This is a genomic window from Micromonospora alfalfae, from assembly GCF_022230925.1.
Taxonomy (GTDB): domain Bacteria; phylum Actinomycetota; class Actinomycetes; order Mycobacteriales; family Micromonosporaceae; genus Micromonospora; species Micromonospora alfalfae.
On the sequence record NZ_JAKKFH010000027.1, the window covers coordinates 148,756 to 164,999 of the forward strand.

The window sequence follows — 16,244 nt, forward strand, 5'->3', positions numbered from 1 at the left end:
GGCTCAGCCCTGCTGCACGTCGTCGACGGTCAGGACGATCTTTCCGCGGCGGGATCCGTGCTCGGCCGTCTGGTGCGCGTCGGCCGCCTTCTCAAGCGGGAAGGTGGCTTCGATGGGCACCCTGAACCGGCCCTCAGTGAACAGTTCGGCTGCGGCGGGCAGGCCGTGGCGGCCGTCGGGTTCGCCGGCCAGTTGCCCCATGGACAGTCGGACGCCGTGGGTGGGGGCGGTGAAGTCGGCCAGGGTGAGCACCGCTGTCGGGTCGCCGGTGAGGTGGAGCAGTTCGGGCAGGGACCCGGCGCCGGCGATGTCGAGGGCGCGGTCGATCCGGGTCACGCCGAGGGCGTCGAGGCGGCCTGTGAGGTCGGGGCCGTAGGTGACCGGTGTCGTCCCGAGTTGGCGGAGGAAGTCGTGGTTGTCGGCGCGGGCGGTGCCGATGACGTGAACGCCGCGAGCGGTGGCGAGTTGGACGGCGGTGCTGCCGACGCCACCGGCGGCGCCGTCGACGAGGAGCGTCATGCCGGGCCGTAGGTCCAGCAGGTCGAGGGCCCGGGTGGCGGTCTCGATGCTGGTGCCTGCCGCGCCCGCCTGGGCCCACGGCATGGTGCTGGGCTTGTGCGCCCAGAGCTGTAGTACAGCGAACTGTGCGCTCGCGCCGCCGAGTCTGGCCAGCTCGACGAGGCCGAAGACATGGTCGCCGAGGGTGACCCCGTCGACGTCGTCGCCGATCTCGTCGACGATGCCGGCCGCGTCGACGCCGGGGATGTGTGGCAGCGACAGTTGGGCGCTCATCGGGGTGCGGCCGGAGCGGAGGCCGACGTCGACGGGGGAGACGCCGGCGGCCTGGACGCGGATGCGGATCTGGCCGGCCCGGGGCCGTGGCGCGTGAGTGGTCTCGAGGTGCAGTACCTCGGGGCCGCCGAACCGGTCGTACTGCACGGCGAACATCTGGGGCTCCTCTGCCTGGGAAGACGGGGTGATGGTCGTACCGTAGGCCGGAAACGGAGCAGGCGTTCCGCTGTGGGGTCAAGTGAGAGGAAGGCCGGTCGGAGATGTCTCAGATGCAGCGTGCCGATGCCCGGCTCAACCGTGATCGGGTGGTGGCGGCGGCACGGGAGGCGTTCGCGTCGGCGGGGCTTGAGGTGCCCATGCGGGAGGTGGCGCGACGGGCGGGGGTGGGCGTGGCGACCCTGTACCGGCATTTTCCGACGCGTACGGAGTTGGTGGCGACGGTCCTGGCCGAGCGGGTGGACGACTGCGGTGTGCAGGTGCGCCGCGCGCTCGACGACCCGGACCCGTGGCGGGCGTTGTCCGGCGTGGTGCGCGAGTTCGCCGAGCGGCAGATCCATGATCGGGCGCTCAACGAGGCGTTGTTGGGGCCAGGTGAGGTGAGTGCGGCGTTTCAGCGGGAGCGGCGGGAGCACGCGCAGGCGTTGAACGTGCTGGTGGTGCGGGCCCGGGCGGCGGGTGTGCTGCGCGACGGCGTCGGCGCGGACGACGTGCGGGCCGGCCTGTTGGCCATCGCGTCGCTTCGGCGGTTGCCGGCAGCGACGAACGCCCGGGTGATCGGTAGGGTCGCCGATCTGGTGCTCGCCGGTATCCGCGCCTGACCGGTGTGGGCTGTCACGGTTGTGGTCGCACCGGACATGGACTGGATGTGAGCTCAGGGACAGAGCAGGGCGAGGGCCGCTTCCGGCGGGTCTACGCCGAGGAATTCGAGTCGTTGTTGGCGTACGCGTTGCGTCGGGTCGCGCATCCGGAGGATGCGGCCGACGTCGTCGCGGAGACCTTCCTGGTGGCGTGGCGTCGCCGGCAGGACATTCCGGACGGCGGTGAGGCTCGGCTGTGGCTGTACGGGGTGGCCCGGCGGGTGTTGGCCAACCAGCACCGTGGTGGTGTTCGGCGGCAGCGCCTCGGTGAGCGGTTGCGCCAGCAGCTCGTCGTTTCGGTGGCCGATCCGGGGAGTGAGGTGCCGGAGCGGCTTGCCGTTCGGGCGGCGTTGGCGGGCCTGGCGGAGGTGGACCGGGAGGTGCTGATGCTGACCGTGTGGGAGGGTCTGCGGCCGCATGAGGTGGCTGCGGTGCTGGGGGTGGGTTACGCCGTGGTTCGGTCCCGGTTGTCGCGGGCGCGGGCGAGGTTGCGGGGGTTGGTCGGTGACGACCCGGGGCCTCCCGGACATGTGCTGGATGTGTTGACCGCGCCTACCCGTACGGAGGACTGATGAGCGGCGATGAGCGTGTTGACCGGCTGGTTCGGGATGCCGACCCGGGTGGGCTCGGTGGCGTCGGGGACCTCGCAGGGGTGAAGCGAACCCTTTTGGAGGAGATCGTGTCCGAGTCGGGGGTCGAGGGCGGTGCCGGTATTGCGCGGCGGCGCTTGCGGGTGCGTCGCTTCGCAGGCGTGGTGACGGCGGCAGCGGTGCTCATGAGCGTCGTGCCGGCCTCCATGGTGTTGCGGGGGCAGGCCGAGGGCGGTGGGGTTTCTCCGATTGTCACCCCGGCCGAGGGGGTCGTCTTTTCGCCGTTGGCGCTGGCGGCGGCGGAGCGGAACCCGCGGCTGCTGATCGATCGGTCTGGCTGGAAGGTGACTGATCTGTCGGGGTTCACCGAGGAGCTGGGCATGATCCGTTTTCGCCGGGGTGGGCAAGAGTTGGAGATGAACTGGTATCCGGCGTCCGGTTATGCGGGTCGTTATGCCGATCGACTCCAGGTGAATCGGCCGAAGTCGGTGCGGGTCGATGGCTGGCCGGGTGACCTGTTCGAGTATTCCGGCAGTGATTTTGCGGTGCTGACGCGTCCCCGCGAGGACGTGTTCGTGGAGATGAGGACCTCCGGGGACTGGTCGCGTAAGGAATTCGCTCGGGTTCTCGCGGACATCGTCCGGGTGGACGCGCGGACCTGGTTGGCCGTTCTTCCGGCGGAGATGGTCATGCCGGTGGGGGAGCGGGCGGCGAAGGTGCTCGCCGACGTGCCGCTGCCGCCCGGGTTCGACGTCGCGGCGCTGGAGGACATCGGCGTGAGTGACTCGTACCATTTTGGTGTGGGTGTGACGTCCCGGGTCGGCTGCGGGTGGATCGCGGAGTGGCAGCGGGCGAGGGCGAGCGGGGACGAGGCCGGGGTGCGGCGGGCCGCCGACGCGTTGCGGAGCAGTCACGGGTGGCGGGTGCTGCGGGACATGAACAAGGCCGGCGACTGGCCAGAGGTGTTCTGGGAGTACGCCGACGAAATCGCGGCCGGGACGTTGCGGGCCAGCTATTCGCAGGGTCTGGGCTGCGCCTGACCACGGAGTGCGCGACACCCCCGGGAGTGGTCTCCCCGGGGGTGTCGTTGTCGGTGGGTCAGTCGTCGGGGTGGTCGTTCCACCACTGCTGGCCGTTGGCGGGCAGGGTGTCGATCGGGTCGTAGTAGGCGTAGCGCTTGTTGAGCGCCTCCAGGTCGGCGGATTCGATGGAGGTGCGGTAGTTCTTCGTCCAGTACGAGATGCCGTGCTCACGGTCGTAGTCGGTGAGCATGTGCACCCAGCGCTTGCCGACGAAGGGGACGTCGCAGACGATGCGGGGGGTGGCGTAGCCGGGGAGGTAGCCCATGATGTCGTGTTGGAGTTGCTGGGCGTGCCAGACCGGGACCCGCCAGTGTTCGGCGTTGGGGATCATGTCGCACATGTAGAAGTAGTACGGCAGGATCCCGGCTTCGCCTTGGAGGGCGAAGCAGAGGTCGAGCAGTTCCGGGGTGGTGGCGTTGACGCCGCGCATGAGGACGCCCTGGTTGCGGACGTCGCGGACGCCGACGTCGAGGGCGGTCTGGGTGGCTTTGGCGACCAGTGGGGTGAGCGACTGGGCGTGGTTGACGTGGGTGTGGATGGCGAGGTTGACGCCGCGGCGGGCGGCGGTGCGGGCGACGCGTTCCAGGCCCTCGACGACGTCGGGTTGCAGCCAGTGCTGGGGGAGGCCCATGAGGGCCTTGGTGGCGAGCCGGATGTCGCGGACCGTCTCCAGTTCCAGCAGGCGCATGAGGTACGACTCGAGGTTGCGCCAGGGGACGTTTGCCACGTCGCCGCCGGAGACGACAACGTCGCGGACGCCGGGGTGGGCCTTGAGGTAGGCGATGTGGGCGTCGTAGCGGTCGACGGGCTTGAGGGTGAGTTTGAGTTTGTCGACGGCGGGGGTGGAGTTGCCGACGAGGTCCATCCGGGTGCAGTGCCCGCAGTACTGGGGGCAGGTGGAGAGCAGTTCGGCGAGGACCTTGGTGGGGTAGCGGTGGGTGAGCCCTTCGGCGACCCACATGTCGTGCTCGTGGAGGCTGTCGCGGCTGGCGTAGGGGTGTGATGGCCAGTCGGTGCGTCGGTCGGAGGCGACCGGGATCATGTAGCGGCGGATGGGGTCGGCGAGCAGCGCCTCGGTGGTGAGGGTCGCGAACGGCACCATCGTGTTGATCATTTGTGGTGGCACCAGCATGGACATGGTGGCCAGGGCCAACTGGTCGGCTTCGAGGTCGGCGTAGAAGGTTTCGTCGATCAGGTCACCGAAGACGGCGCGGAGCTGCTTGATGTTCTTGACGCAGTTGACGCGCTGCCACTGGGCTGATTCCCACTGGTCGCGGGTGACGTGGCGCCAGCCGGGGAAGCGGGTCCAGTCGGGTTCGACCAGGGGGCGTCGGTGGTACTCGTAGGGCTGCCCGGCGGTCGGTACGGCGACCGGGGCGTGACGGGGTTGAGGGATGCTCTCAACCGGTTGGGTCTGGGTCACGGCCCCTCCTCGGTGTTGCGGCTGATCAGCGAAGCCCGAAGGCTACTGGAAAATATTCGGTATAGAAACTAGTCTGCCGTAAGTTTTCCCGTTACGCGAGCCTTGGTCGGGGCTTCGGGCGGCTGACAGGGGGAGGTTGGCGTGACGTCACCGGTGGGACTGCACCGCGTCGTGCAACCGGCGGGGGTGCTGCCGCAGGCGGCCTGGCGCCTGGACACGTCTGCGGCGATCGCGCCGAACGAGGTGCGGATCCGGGTGCAGCGGCTCAACCTGGACGCGGCGAGCTTCCGGCAGTTGTCGGAGAAGCACGGCGGGGACGGTGACGCGGTCCGTGCCGAGGTGCTGGAGATCATCGCGACCCGGGGGAAGATGCAGAACCCGGTGACCGGGTCGGGCGGGATGTTGATCGGCACTGTCGAGGAGGCCGGTCGGCGGTCCCCGCTGGGGCTCAGGGCGGGGGAGCGGGTCGCCACCCTGGTGTCGTTGACGTTGACGCCCCTGGTGATCACCGACGGGTTGGCCCGCTGGGACGGGCGCAGCGAGCAGGTGCCCTGTGACGGGTGGGCGATCCTGTTCGCGCGCTCCATCGCCGCGGTGCTGCCCGACGACGAGGATCCGCAGTTGTCCCTCGCGGTGCTGGACGTGTGCGGGGCGCCCGCGCTGACCGCCCGGGTGGTGTCGCGCTACGTGGAGGAGCGTCGGCGTAGCGGTGATCCGACGCCGGTGCGGGTCGCGGTGATCGGTGGGGCCGGTAAGAGCGGGTCGTTGTCTCTGGCGGCGGCGCGACGGGCGGGCGCCGCGCGTACCGTCGGGGTGGTGCCGGTGTCGGCGGAGCGTGACGCGCTGGTGGCCGCCGGTCTGGCGTCGGTGGTGGCGTTGGCCGATGCGCGCGACCCGGTGGGGTTGTCCACGGCGGTGACCACCGCGCTGGGGGTGCCGGCGGACGTGACGGTGGTCTGCGTGGACGTGCCGGGCTGTGAGCACGGGGCGGTGCTGGCCACCGCGGACGGCGGCACGGTGATTTTCTTCTCGATGGCGACGAGCTTCTCCGCCGCGGCGTTGGGCGCGGAGGGGTTGGCCGCGGACGTGACGATGCTGGTGGGCAACGGGTACGTGCCGGGGCACGCGGAGTTGGCGCTGGGGCTGCTGCGGGCCGAGCCGGGGGTGCGTCAGCTGTTCGCGGCGCGGGTCGCGGCAGACTGAGGTCATGACGAACCCCTCGACGTTGTATCGCGGCGGCGTGCTGCACTGCCCCGCCGAGCCGAGCGCTACCGCGCTGCTGGTGTCCGGTGGGCGGATTGCCTGGTTGGGGACCGACGGTGACGCGCCGCCGGCCGACCGGGTGGTTGACCTGGGTGGGGCGTTGGTGACGCCGGCGTTCGTCGACGCGCACGTGCACACCACCGACACCGGGTTGGCGTTGTCCGGGTTGGCGTTGTCCGGTGTGCGTTCGGCGGGGCAGTTGCTCGACGCGGTGGCGGGGTTCGCGGCGGCTCTGCCGGCGGACGCGGTGGTGCTCGGGCACGGCTGGGACGAGTCGGGTTGGTCGGATCCGACGTTGCCGGACGCCGCGGCGCTGGACCGGGCCGCCGGTGGTCGGCGGGTGTACCTGTCGCAGGCGTCGATCCACTCGGCGTTGGTGTCGTCGGCGTTGCTGGCGGCGTGCCCGCAGGCGGCGCAGGCGGCCGGGTACGACGCGTCGGGCTGGTTGCGGCGCGACGCGCACCACGTGGTGCGGGCGGCCGCGCAGGCGTCGGTGAGTCGGGCGCAGCGGGTCGCGGCGCAGCGGGTGGCTCTGGGCCACGCGGCGTCGTTGGGGATCGCGGCGGTGCACGAGTGTGGTGGTCCGGAGATTTCCGACGAGGAGGACTTCACCGGTCTGCTGGGCATCTCCGGCGCGGGGTTGCCGGAGGTGTACGGGTACTGGGGTGAGTTGGGTGGCGCGGCGCGGGCCCGGGAGTTGGGCGCGGTCGGCGCCGGTGGGGATCTGTTCGCCGACGGGGCGTTGGGTTCGCGCACGGCGCACGTGTCGCAGCCGTACGGCGACGGCGACGGCTGTGGGCACGGGTACCTGTCGGTCGAGCAGGTGCGTGATCACCTGTTGGACTGCGCGGCGCACGGCATGCAGGGCGGGTTCCACGCCATCGGTGACGCGGCGATCGGCACCGTCCTGGACGGGTTCGCGGCGGCGGCGCGGACGCTGGGGGTGGAGCGGCTGCGTGCGGCCCGGCACCGCATCGAACATGCGGAGATCATGAGCAAGACGTTGATCGCGCGGTTCGTGGAGTACGGGGTGGTGGCGAGCATGCAGCCGGCGTTCGACAGGTTGTGGGGTGGCGCGGGCCGGATGTACGAGACGCGGTTGGGGTTGGACCGGTCGTTGGAGTCGAACCCGATGGGTGCGATGCACTCGGTGGGGGTGGCGTTGGCGTTCGGGTCGGATTCGCCGGTGACGCCGCTGGACCCGTGGGGGTCGGTGCGGGCGGCAGTGGCGCACCACAACCCGGCGCAGCGGATGGGTGTGCGTTCGGCGTTCGCGGCGCACACCCGGGGCGGGTGGCGGGCGGTGCACCTGGACGTCGAGGGGGTCCTCGCGTTGGGTGCGCCGGCGACGTTCGCTGTGTGGTCGACGCCGGCGGGGGTGGAGCGGGGTCTGCCGGTGTTGCAGGCCGAGGACCCGGAGGCGCGGGGTGCGGACGACCCGACGCCGCTGCCGGTGTGTCGGCGCCTGGTGCTGCGCGGTGAGGTCATCTATGAGGAAGGGTCATCATGACCGGGAAGCTTGATCTTGATCCGGTGCTGGTGGCGCGGGCGCGGGAGTTGGCGCGTCGGGCCGGGCAGCCGGTAGTGGACCTGGCGCGCAGCCACACCACGGTGTCGGTGGAGCGGGCGGTCCTGCGGTTGGCCGGGGTGACCGGCGCCGACCCGGACGGTATTCCGTGGGTGAACCGGCTCGTCGACGCGGTCGCCGCGGACGTGGGGTTGGGTCACGGGGTGGCGGTGCCGGTGTTCGACGCCCTGGTCCGTGAGGGCAGCACCGACGTGACGTTGCTGGCGCAGAAGGCCGCGGCCGGGTCGGTGCGGTTCACCCAGCCCACCGGGCGGGCCGCGACGGCGGCCCGGTCGGCGGCGCGCAGGGCCGTCGGCGCGGGTATTCGGCGCATCGACCGGCGGCGCGCCGAGCGGGACCGGCTCATCAAGCGCCACGGTGACCCGAAGCAGCGGCCGTGGATCTACCTGATCGTCGCCACCGGCGACATCTATGAGGACATTCCGCAGGCGCAGGCGGCGGCGCGCGCCGGCGCGGACGTGATCGCGGTGATCCGTTCCACCGGGCAGTCGCTGCTGGACTACGTGCCCGAGGGCGCGACCCGGGAGGGCTTCGCCGGCACGTACGCCACCCAGGAGAACTTCCGGCTGACGCGCGCGGCGTTGGACGAGTCGTCGAAGGAGGTGGGCCGCTACGTGCGGTTGACCAACTACGCCTCCGGGCTGTGCATGCCGGAGATGGCGACCCTGGCCGGGCTAGAACGCCTCGACATGATGTTGAACGACTCGATGTACGGGATTCTGTTCCGCGACATCAACCCGGTGCGCACGTTCGTCGACCAGCGGTTCTCCCGGCAGGTGCACGCCCGCGCCGGGATCATCATCAACACCGGTGAGGACAACTACCTGACCACCGCCGACGCTGTCGACGAGGCGCACACGGTGACGGTGTCGCAGCTGCTCAACGAGTTCTTCGCGCACGAGGCGGGGTTGGCGGACTGGCAGTTGGGGTTGGGGCACGCGTTCGAGATCAACCCGGAGGTGCCGGAGTCGTTCCGGTTGGAGTTGGCGCACGCGTTGCTGGCCCGGGAGTTGTTCCCCGACGCGCCGTTGAAGTGGATGCCGCCGACGAAGCACATGACCGGTGACGTGTTCCGGGGCAACCTGCTCGACGGGTTCTTCAACCTGGCCGGCGCGCTGACCGGTCAGGGCATCCTGCTGGTGGGGATGATGACCGAGGCGGTGGTGACGCCGTGGTTGTCCGACCGGGACATCGCCCTGCAGAACGTGCGTTACGTCCTCGGCGCGGCCGGTGGGCTGCACGAGGACTTCGTGCCGGCGCCGGGCGGGTTCATCCGCCGCCGCGCCAACCAGGTCCTCGGTGAGGCACTGGACCTGCTGGACCGCATCGGGGAGCAGACGCTGCTCACGGCGATCGCCGAGGGCACCTTCGGGATCATGAAGCGGCCCGCGGACCGGGGCAAGGGCCTCGACGGGGTCGCCGCGCACGAGGCCGACTACTGCAACCCGGCCACCGACATCCTGGAGGCCGCCGCGTGAGCGGGGAGAAGCAGATCGTGCGCCCGTACGGGGACACCACCGGTGACGGCATGGTGCAGGTGTCGTTCACCCTGCCGGTGACCCACGACAAGCGCGCCGAGGGCGCTGCGGTGCAGTTGGCCAACAAGATGGGCATCGACCCGGCGATGGTGGTGCACGCCAAGCCGATGGGCGACGGGTTCACGTTCTTCGTCGTCTACGGGCGGGTCAACCACCTGGTCGACCTCAACGCCGTGCAGGTGGTGGAACGGGACTTCGCGTTGCTGTCGGCGAAGGACGTCAACACGGTGATCAAGCAGCGGTTGCGGCGCAAGCTGTCAGTGGTCGGGGCGTGCATCGGCACCGACGCGCACACGGTGGGCATCGACGCGATCCTCAACGTCAAGGGCATCGCGGGGGAGAAGGGCCTGGAGTACTACCGGGAGTTGAAGGTCACCAACATGGGCGCGCAGGTCAGCGTGCCGGAGCTGGTGGAGACCGCCCGGGCGGAGAAGGCCGACGCGGTGCTCGTGTCGCAGGTGGTCACCCAACGCGACGCGCACCTGCACAACACCCGGGAGATGTCGGCCGCGTTCCGGGAGGCGATGCCGGCGGGGCGGCGACCGCTGCTGATCGTCGGTGGCCCCCGCTTCGACGAGTCGATGACCGACGAGTTGGGCGTGGACCGGATCTTCGGTCGGGGCACCACGCCCGGCGAGGTGGCCAGCTACCTCGTGCACGCCCTGATCACGCAACGGAAGGCGATGGCATGACCGACGAACGGCTCGGGTTGACGGTGACGCACCGGCGGTATGTGCCGTACTCGCACGCCCACTACGCGGGCAACCTGGTCGACGGGGCGTACGCGCTGGGGTTGTTCGGCGACGTCGCCACGGAGGTGTGCATCCGCACCGACGGCGACGAGGGACTGTTCGCCGGGTATGCCGACGTGCGCTTCCACGCGCCCATCCACGCCGGGGACGTGGTCGAGGTCACCGCCCAGGTGTCACGGGTGGGCACCCGCAGCCGCACCCTGGAGTTGAGCTGCGCGGTGGTGTGCCGGGGCCGCCCGGACCGCTCCGCGTCCGCCGCGGAGGTCCTGGACCCGCCGATCGTGGCGGTCACCGCGACCGGCACCGTGGTCGTCCCCGCCGCCAGCGTGAGTCGCGAGGAGTGAGCCGGGGTTGCGAGCCCCGCAGTCGCGAACAGGGAAACTCGTGACCCTGGCGGTCTGCGCCGACGTCGGTTCCACGTACACGAAGGTGGCGGTGGTGGACCTGGCCGGCGGTGTCCTGGCCGGCGCGGCGTCGGCGCCCACCACTGTGGGCACCGACGTGCTGCACGGCCTCGACGCCGCCGTCGCGGCGGCCACCGCCGGGCTCGGCGTGCGCGACGTGCCCTGGTACGTGTGCTCGTCGGCCGGTGGTGGGCTGCGGCTGGCCGTGATCGGCTACGAGCCGCTGGTCACCGCGCAGGCCGGCCGGCGGGTCGGGTTGTCCGCCGGCGCGCACGTGGTGCACGTCGCGGCCGGCCGGCTGGGCGCCGCCGATTTGACGGCGTTGCGGGCGGCCCGCCCGGACGTGGTGCTGCTCGTGGGCGGCACCGACGGCGGCGACGCCGACACGGTCACCCACAACGCCACCCGCCTGGCCCGGGCCCGGTGGCGCCGGCCTGTGGTGTACGCGGGCAACGCCGACGTGCGCGAGCAGGTGACCGGGCTGCTGCGCGACGCCGGGGTGCCGGTCACCGACGCCGACAACGTCCTGCCGCGTATCGGGGTGCTCGCCCCGGCGTCGGCGCGGGCGGCGATCCGGGCGGTGTTCCTGCGCCACGTCATCGGTGGTAAACGGCTGTCGAGGGGGGCCCGGTTCGCGGGGTTGGTGCGGGCTGCCACCCCCGACGCGGTGCTCACCGGTGTGGAGGTGCTCGCCGACACCCTCGGCGGGGACCTGGCAGTGGTCGACGTGGGTGGGGCCACCACCGACGTGTACTCGGTGCTCACGCCCGACGAGCGGGCCACCGGGCCGGGCCGGGAGGTCGCCGGCAGCCTGTGGCGGGCCCGCACCGTGGAGGGCGACCTGGGCATGCGGTGGAGCGCCCCCGGGGTGGTGCGGGCCGCGGTGGAGGAGCGTCTGCTCGCCGCCGGTGAGGCCGACGACCTGGGTGCCGCTGCGGCGCGCCGGGCGGCCGCCCCGGCGTTCCTGGCTGTCGACGACGTCGAGTGGGACGTGGACCGGCGCATCGCCACCCTCGCCGCGACTGTGGCGCTGCGCCGGCATGCCCGGGGCGCCGCCACCGGTGAGCGGGCCGGGCGGGACCTGCGCGACGTGCGGATGCTGGTGGGCTCCGGTGGGGTGCTGCGGCACTCGACGGCGGACGTGTCCGGGCAGGTGCTGACGGCGGTCCTGGCCGACCACGCCGGTGGGTGGGCGTTGCCGCGCGCCGCCGTGGCGGTGGTCGACGCCGACTACGTGTTGGCCGCCGGAGGGCTGCTCGCCGAGGAGCACAGGGCGGCCGCGCAGGCGCTGCTGCGTCAGCATCTGCGTACGCATTGAGACTCGCCGACCCGACACGCCGTGTCGCAACACACGACAGGCCGGCTGCGGGTTGACAACCGACGGGGGTCGGCACGTACCGTCTTTGAGTCCTACCACGGGAAGCGGCTGTTGTTCGCTTCGTCCCTTCGTCCGCTGGCCGAGCGACATGTTTGAGCGTCATCGTCGCGGCGGCCAGGTCCAGCGGGCGGGGGTCGGCGGGGCGGCGCGAACCGGCCGCGGTTACCGGTGTACGGGCAGGGTGAGGTGCACGGCCAGTAGACAACGGCCCGGCGGGGGCAGCCAGTCCACGTCCGGTCGGTCCGAAGGTCGTCGTGCCCCATCCTCGCCACACCGGCCGGGAAGGGCCTGGGAGCATCGGGGCGCGGCGCGAGCCGCGCCCCGATTTCATGTCTGCCGGGCGGTTCGTGCCCGACGGCCCGACGCGGCCGGTGCACCCGCCAGCCAGGTAACCTTCGCCCCGTGATCGAGGTGAAGCGGTGACGACCCTGGACCGGGACGAGACGCACGCCCCGGCGGCGCTGCCCCGGCCGGTCGTTCCCGGTCGGCCGCTGCCGCTGCGGGTCGCCGTGCCCCTGGCCGTGGCCGCCGGGCTGGCCCTGCTGGTGGCGTTCCCCCCGTACGGGGTGTGGCCGCTCGCGCCGGTCGGGGTGGCGTTGCTGGCCGCCGCCGCGCACCGGCGGCGGTTGCGCGCCGGCGCCGGCCTGGGTTTCCTGACCGGGGTGGCGTTCTTCGCCCCGCTGCTGGCCTGGACGAACCTGCACACCGGCTATCTGCCGTGGGTGCTGCTGTCGCTGCTGCAGGCCGGTTACCTGGCCTTGCTGGGCGCTGCCACCGCCTGGGTGTCGCCGCTGGTCGACCGCGCCCGTTGGGCGTGGCCGGCGCTGACCGGGTTGCTCTGGGTCGGGCAGGAGGCGCTGCGCGACCGCACCCCGTTCGGCGGGTTCCCGTGGGGCAGGTTGGCGTTCAGCCAGGACAGCTCACCGCTGCTGCGGCTGGCCGCGCTGGGCGGCGCCCCGTTGGTCACCTTCGTCGTGGCCCTCATCGGCGGGTTGCTGGTCACCGCCGCCTGGCGGGGCTGGGTCACCGCCCAGCGCCACGCACCCGAGCCCACCACAGCGCCGGGCGAGGCCGCGCCGGGCGCTGACGGCCCGCTGGACGGCCCTGCACGCGCGGGGGGTGCTGGGGCGCGGCGGTGGACGCCGGTGGTCGTACCGGCCGTCGTGGCGGTCGCGCTGACCGTCGGGGGTCTGCTGGTGCCGGTCGCCACCGCCGGGTCCGGCGACACCGTCACCGTGGCGATCGTGCAGGGCAACGTGCCGCGGCTGGGCCTGGACTTCAACGCCCAACGGCAGGCGGTGCTCAACAACCACGTCGACGCCACCATCGAACTGGCCGGTCGGGTTGCCGCCGGGCAGCAGCGGCGACCCGACCTGGTGGTGTGGCCGGAGAACTCCAGCGACATCGACCCGCTGCGCAACCCCACCGCCGGTGCGCGTATCTCCCAGGCCGCCGACACCATCGGCGCGCCGATCCTGGTCGGCGCGGTGCTGCTAGGCCCCGACGCCGGGCAGGTCCGCAACGCGGGCATCCTGTGGCACCCCGGCACCGGCGCGGACCTCGACCAGCTGTACACGAAACGCCACCCGGTGCCGTTCGCCGAGTACGTGCCGCTGCGCGACGTGGCCCGGTTGGTCAGCAAGAAGGTCGACCTGATCCGCAACGACTTCGTGCCGGGAAGCACCCCGGGCGTGGTACGCGCCGGCACCACCGTGCTCGGTGACGTGATCTGCTTCGAGGTCGCCTACGACGAGGTGGTCCGCGACACCGTCACCGGCGGCGCGCAACTGCTGGTGGTGCAGACCAACAACGCCACCTTCGACGTGGCGGAGGCCCGCCAGCAGATGGCCATGGTGCGGTTGCGGGCGGTGGAGCACGGCCGGCCGGCGTTGATGGCCTCCACGGTCGGAGTGTCCGGGTTCGTCGCACCCGACGGGCGGGTAAGCGATGCCACCGGGTTCAACACCCGGGAGGTCGTGGTGCGGCAGTTGCGGCTCGACGACGGACGCACCCTCGCCACCCGCCTCGGCTGGTGGCCGGAGGTGGCGCTCGCCGCGCTCGCCGCGGCGGCCCTGGTCGGCGCGGCGGTGCTGCGCCGGCGGCAGCGGGTCAGGCCCGGATAGCAACAGCCGGTACGCCGGCGGGAGCGGAGGAACCGTGATCCAGGCGACCGATACGATCCGACGCGCGGACGAGGTGCCCGGGGTGGGCCGGGTGCTGGTGGTGATCCCCACCTACAACGAGGCCGACAACATCGCCGTGATCGTGGGCCGGGTCCGGCGGGCCGCCCCGGCGGTGCAGATCCTCATCGCCGACGACAACAGCCCCGACGGCACCGGCGCGATCGCCGACGCCCTCGCCGACGGCGACGCGCACGTGCAGGTGCTGCACCGTCAGGGCAAGCAGGGCCTCGGCGCGGCGTACCTGGCCGGGTTCGGGTGGGCGCGCGAGCGTGGCTACCAGGCGGTCGTGGAGATGGACGCGGACGGCTCCCACGCCCCGGAGGACCTGCCGGCGCTGCTGGATGCCGCCCGCGACGCCGACGTGGTGATCGGCTCCCGGTGGACCAGCGGCGCCCGGGTGCTCAACTGGCCGCTGCGGCGGCTGTTGCTGTCGCGCGGCGGCAACCTGTACGCGCGCCTGGCGTTGGGCATGCCCGTCTCGGACGCCACCGGCGGTTACCGGGTGTACCGGATCAGCGCGTTGGACGCCATCGACCTGGAGTCGGTGACCTCCCAGGGCTACTCGTTCCAGGTGGAGTTGTCGCGGCTGGCGCACCGGGCCGGGGTGCGGATCGTGGAGGTGCCGATCACCTTCGCCGAGCGGGAGCGCGGCGACAGCAAGATGAGCCCGAAGATCGTGGCCGAGGCGCTGTGGCGGATCACCGCCTGGGGGGTGCGCGACCGCCGCCAGGCGGTACGCCGGGGCCTGCACGGCACCGCCACCGGCCAGGCGCGGTGGCCGTGAGCGGGTCAGGCACGGTGGCCGTGAGCGCGGCCGTGTCATGCTGGATGAGCGGAACACGTCCGTGGTGTCCGCAGGAATGGCGATGAGGTGAGATGCGCCGAGGACTGAGGTTCGTACCGTTGGCCCTGTTGCTGGCGGTGGTGCTGGAGCTGGCGGTGTTCGTCGGCGTGGGACGGGCGCTGGGATTCGGCGCGGCGGTGTTGCTGGTGTTCGCCGCGTCCCTGCTGGGGTTGGTGCTGCTGCGCCGCGAGGGGATGCGCGCCTGGCGTGGTTTCCGTGCCGCGGCGGCGGCCGGGCAACCCCCGGGTGGTCAGGTGACCGACGGGCTCGTCGGGCTGGCCGGCACGCTGTTGCTGGCGGCGCCCGGACTGGTCAGCGGGCTGGTCGGGTTGCTGCTGCTGGTGCCGCCGGTGCGTCGACTGGCCCGCGCCGCGGTGCGCCGCGCCACTGAGCGGCGGGTGTCGTCGATGGTCGCCGGTGACCTGTTCGGGCCCCGCACGGTGCGGGTGCGCCAAGGTGCGCCGCAACCCGCCCCGCAGCCGGAGCAGCCGGAGCAGCCGGTGGTGGTCGACGGCGGTCGGGCCATCGAGGGCGAGATCGTCGAACCCGGCCGGCACTGACACCAGGCCAGACAGACATGACGGCGCCCCCGGGGTTTTCCCCGGGGGCGCCGTCATCGTGCGTCGTGCGGCTCAGGCGCGGCCGCGGCGGGTCCGAACCTCCTGCAGGCGCTCCTCCAGGATGTCCTCCAGCTCGGCGATGGAACGCCGCTCCAGAAGCATGTCCCAGTGGGTACGCGGTGGCTTGGCCTTCTTCTGCTCCGGCTCGTTGCCGTCGACGAGTCGGGCGACGCTGCCGTCGAACTTGCATTCCCAGGTCGTCGGGACCTCGGCGTCGACGGCGAACGGCACCTCGAACTGGTGGCCCTTGGCGCAGAGGTACTCGCGGGTCTGACGCGGCGCGAGCTCCGTGTTGCGGTCGGATTCGTAGCTCACCGCGCCAAGGCGGCTTCCGCGCAGCATACGCTCGCCCATGATCGACTTCCCCTCGTTCGTGGTGCTGGTCTTCTGGGTGTAACGGTGCGTCCCCGTCGAGCCATTCCCGCCCGAGGGCGTGAGGCGTCCACGGGTGGGCCGGGACCAAGGGTAGCCGGCCGGGACGCTCACCCGGTGAGGTGATCCCCGGGCGGGTCGGGACAACGGTGTGTCCGCTGCCACCGGGGAGGTTAACCGCCTGAGCCTACCGAAGGTTGCGCCACGATGATCAGGTGGCGTCGCCGGGAGTGGCGGCGCCGAGGCGTGCCAGCGCCAACGCCAGGTCACTGACCTGGTCGCCGAGCTGCGCCACCCGCCGCTGGGCCAGGTCCCGGTCGGTCTCGGCGGCGTCGAGCCGTACCGTCAGTGCGGTGCGGTGACCCTCGGCGGTCGCCGCGGCCTGCCGGGCCACAGTCAGCTCGGCGGTGAGCGTGTCGCGCTGGGCGGCCAGGGCCGCCACCTCCGCGCGCAGCCGCGCGGCCAACTCCGCAGCCTCCTGCCGGGCGTCGTCGGCCTGCCGGGCGGCGACCTCGGCGCGGTCGCGGGCCCGGTCGGCCTGCTCGCGCGCCCGGGCGG

15 protein-coding genes and 1 pseudogene are annotated in these 16,244 nt (G+C 72.2%); 12 read left to right on the plus strand and 4 right to left on the minus strand.

Going from position 1 to position 16,244, the window contains the following annotated elements; translation table 11 throughout:
- Positions 1-3 precede the first annotated feature (3 nt).
- Positions 4-948, minus strand: a complete 945-nt coding sequence (locus MED01_RS23405) for an NADP-dependent oxidoreductase (protein WP_238670711.1) — start codon at positions 946-948, stop codon at positions 4-6.
- A gap of 113 nt (positions 949-1,061) precedes the next feature.
- Between MED01_RS23405 and MED01_RS23410 the strand changes: the two genes are divergently transcribed.
- From MED01_RS23410 to MED01_RS23420, 3 genes are read left to right on the plus strand one after another with little or no spacing between them, the layout of a single operon-like run.
- Positions 1,062-1,610 (plus strand): TetR/AcrR family transcriptional regulator, encoded by a 549-nt coding sequence (locus MED01_RS23410; protein WP_238670712.1) that lies wholly within the window; start codon positions 1,062-1,064, stop codon positions 1,608-1,610.
- 47 nt (positions 1,611-1,657) lie between these two features.
- Positions 1,658-2,221 carry an RNA polymerase sigma factor gene (locus tag MED01_RS23415; RefSeq protein ID WP_238670713.1) on the plus strand — a complete coding sequence of 188 codons (564 nt, stop codon included), beginning with the start codon at positions 1,658-1,660 and terminating at the stop codon, positions 2,219-2,221.
- Positions 2,221-3,279, plus strand: coding sequence for a hypothetical protein (locus tag MED01_RS23420; protein WP_238670714.1), 1,059 nt, complete (start codon positions 2,221-2,223; stop codon positions 3,277-3,279). The genes MED01_RS23415 and MED01_RS23420 overlap by 1 nt, the downstream gene beginning before the upstream one ends.
- A 58-nt stretch (positions 3,280-3,337) precedes the next feature.
- Here the strand turns inward: MED01_RS23420 and MED01_RS23425 are convergent, their stop codons facing one another.
- Positions 3,338-4,744: a KamA family radical SAM protein gene (locus tag MED01_RS23425; RefSeq protein WP_238670715.1), complete on the minus strand. Its 1,407-nt coding sequence runs from the start codon at positions 4,742-4,744 to the stop codon at positions 3,338-3,340.
- Between the two features lie 141 nt (positions 4,745-4,885).
- Here MED01_RS23425 and kdd point away from each other — a divergent pair, with 141 nt between their 5' ends.
- The 9 genes from kdd (at position 4,886) to MED01_RS23470 (ending at position 15,254) form a co-directional block, all read left to right on the plus strand.
- On the plus strand, positions 4,886-5,947 hold the full coding sequence (gene kdd, locus MED01_RS23430; RefSeq protein ID WP_504899716.1) for an L-erythro-3,5-diaminohexanoate dehydrogenase: 1,062 nt from the start codon (positions 4,886-4,888) through the stop codon (positions 5,945-5,947).
- A gap of 4 nt (positions 5,948-5,951) precedes the next feature.
- A complete protein-coding gene (locus MED01_RS23435) occupies positions 5,952-7,517 on the plus strand; it encodes an amidohydrolase (RefSeq protein WP_238670716.1) in 1,566 nt (521 codons plus the stop codon).
- Complete coding sequence (gene kamD / locus MED01_RS23440; RefSeq protein WP_238670717.1) at positions 7,514-9,073, plus strand: lysine 5,6-aminomutase subunit alpha; 1,560 nt, start codon at positions 7,514-7,516, stop codon at positions 9,071-9,073. Before MED01_RS23435 ends, kamD begins: the two co-directional genes overlap by 4 nt.
- Positions 9,070-9,825 (plus strand): lysine 5,6-aminomutase subunit beta, encoded by a 756-nt coding sequence (gene kamE, locus MED01_RS23445; RefSeq protein ID WP_308193543.1) that lies wholly within the window; start codon positions 9,070-9,072, stop codon positions 9,823-9,825. The genes kamD and kamE overlap by 4 nt, the downstream gene beginning before the upstream one ends.
- Positions 9,822-10,229 (plus strand): 3-aminobutyryl-CoA ammonia lyase, encoded by a 408-nt coding sequence (gene kal / locus MED01_RS23450; protein ID WP_238670718.1) that lies wholly within the window; start codon positions 9,822-9,824, stop codon positions 10,227-10,229. Before kamE ends, kal begins: the two co-directional genes overlap by 4 nt.
- A 40-nt stretch (positions 10,230-10,269) precedes the next feature.
- Entirely contained in the window at positions 10,270-11,607 is a 1,338-nt protein-coding gene (locus MED01_RS23455) for a glutamate mutase L (protein WP_238670719.1), read from the plus strand.
- Between the two features lie 479 nt (positions 11,608-12,086).
- Complete coding sequence (gene lnt / locus MED01_RS23460; protein WP_372493706.1) at positions 12,087-13,790, plus strand: apolipoprotein N-acyltransferase; 1,704 nt, start codon at positions 12,087-12,089, stop codon at positions 13,788-13,790.
- A gap of 34 nt (positions 13,791-13,824) precedes the next feature.
- Positions 13,825-14,634 carry a polyprenol monophosphomannose synthase gene (locus MED01_RS23465; RefSeq protein WP_238670720.1) on the plus strand — a complete coding sequence of 270 codons (810 nt, stop codon included), beginning with the start codon at positions 13,825-13,827 and terminating at the stop codon, positions 14,632-14,634.
- A 92-nt stretch (positions 14,635-14,726) separates the two neighbouring features.
- Positions 14,727-15,254 carry an FxsA family protein gene (locus MED01_RS23470; RefSeq protein WP_238670721.1) on the plus strand — a complete coding sequence of 176 codons (528 nt, stop codon included), beginning with the start codon at positions 14,727-14,729 and terminating at the stop codon, positions 15,252-15,254.
- 72 nt (positions 15,255-15,326) lie between these two features.
- On the opposite strand, the gene MED01_RS23475 is transcribed toward MED01_RS23470, so the two are convergent.
- Together MED01_RS23475 and MED01_RS23480 are read right to left on the minus strand one after the other, a co-directional pair.
- Positions 15,327-15,668 carry an RNA polymerase-binding protein RbpA gene (locus MED01_RS23475; RefSeq protein WP_091398247.1) on the minus strand — a complete coding sequence of 114 codons (342 nt, stop codon included), beginning with the start codon at positions 15,666-15,668 and terminating at the stop codon, positions 15,327-15,329.
- A 229-nt stretch (positions 15,669-15,897) separates the two neighbouring features.
- Positions 15,898-16,244, minus strand: a pseudogene (locus MED01_RS23480) (hypothetical protein); the annotation flags it as partial.

Bases quoted from the DNA above. Each gene is read 5' to 3' on its own strand.
- MED01_RS23475 (WP_091398247.1), bottom strand. From the start codon at position 15,668: ATGGGCGAGCGTATGCTGCGCGGAAGCCGCCTTGGCGCGGTGAGCTAC.
- kamD (WP_238670717.1), top strand. From the start codon at position 7,514: ATGACCGGGAAGCTTGATCTTGATCCGGTGCTGGTGGCGCGGGCGCGG.
- MED01_RS23405 (WP_238670711.1), bottom strand. From the start codon at position 948: ATGTTCGCCGTGCAGTACGACCGGTTCGGCGGCCCCGAGGTACTGCAC.
- MED01_RS23435 (WP_238670716.1), top strand. From the start codon at position 5,952: ATGACGAACCCCTCGACGTTGTATCGCGGCGGCGTGCTGCACTGCCCC.
- MED01_RS23410 (WP_238670712.1), top strand. From the start codon at position 1,062: ATGCAGCGTGCCGATGCCCGGCTCAACCGTGATCGGGTGGTGGCGGCG.
- MED01_RS23470 (WP_238670721.1), top strand. From the start codon at position 14,727: ATGCGCCGAGGACTGAGGTTCGTACCGTTGGCCCTGTTGCTGGCGGTG.
- MED01_RS23420 (WP_238670714.1), top strand. From the start codon at position 2,221: ATGAGCGGCGATGAGCGTGTTGACCGGCTGGTTCGGGATGCCGACCCG.
- kal (WP_238670718.1), top strand. From the start codon at position 9,822: ATGACCGACGAACGGCTCGGGTTGACGGTGACGCACCGGCGGTATGTG.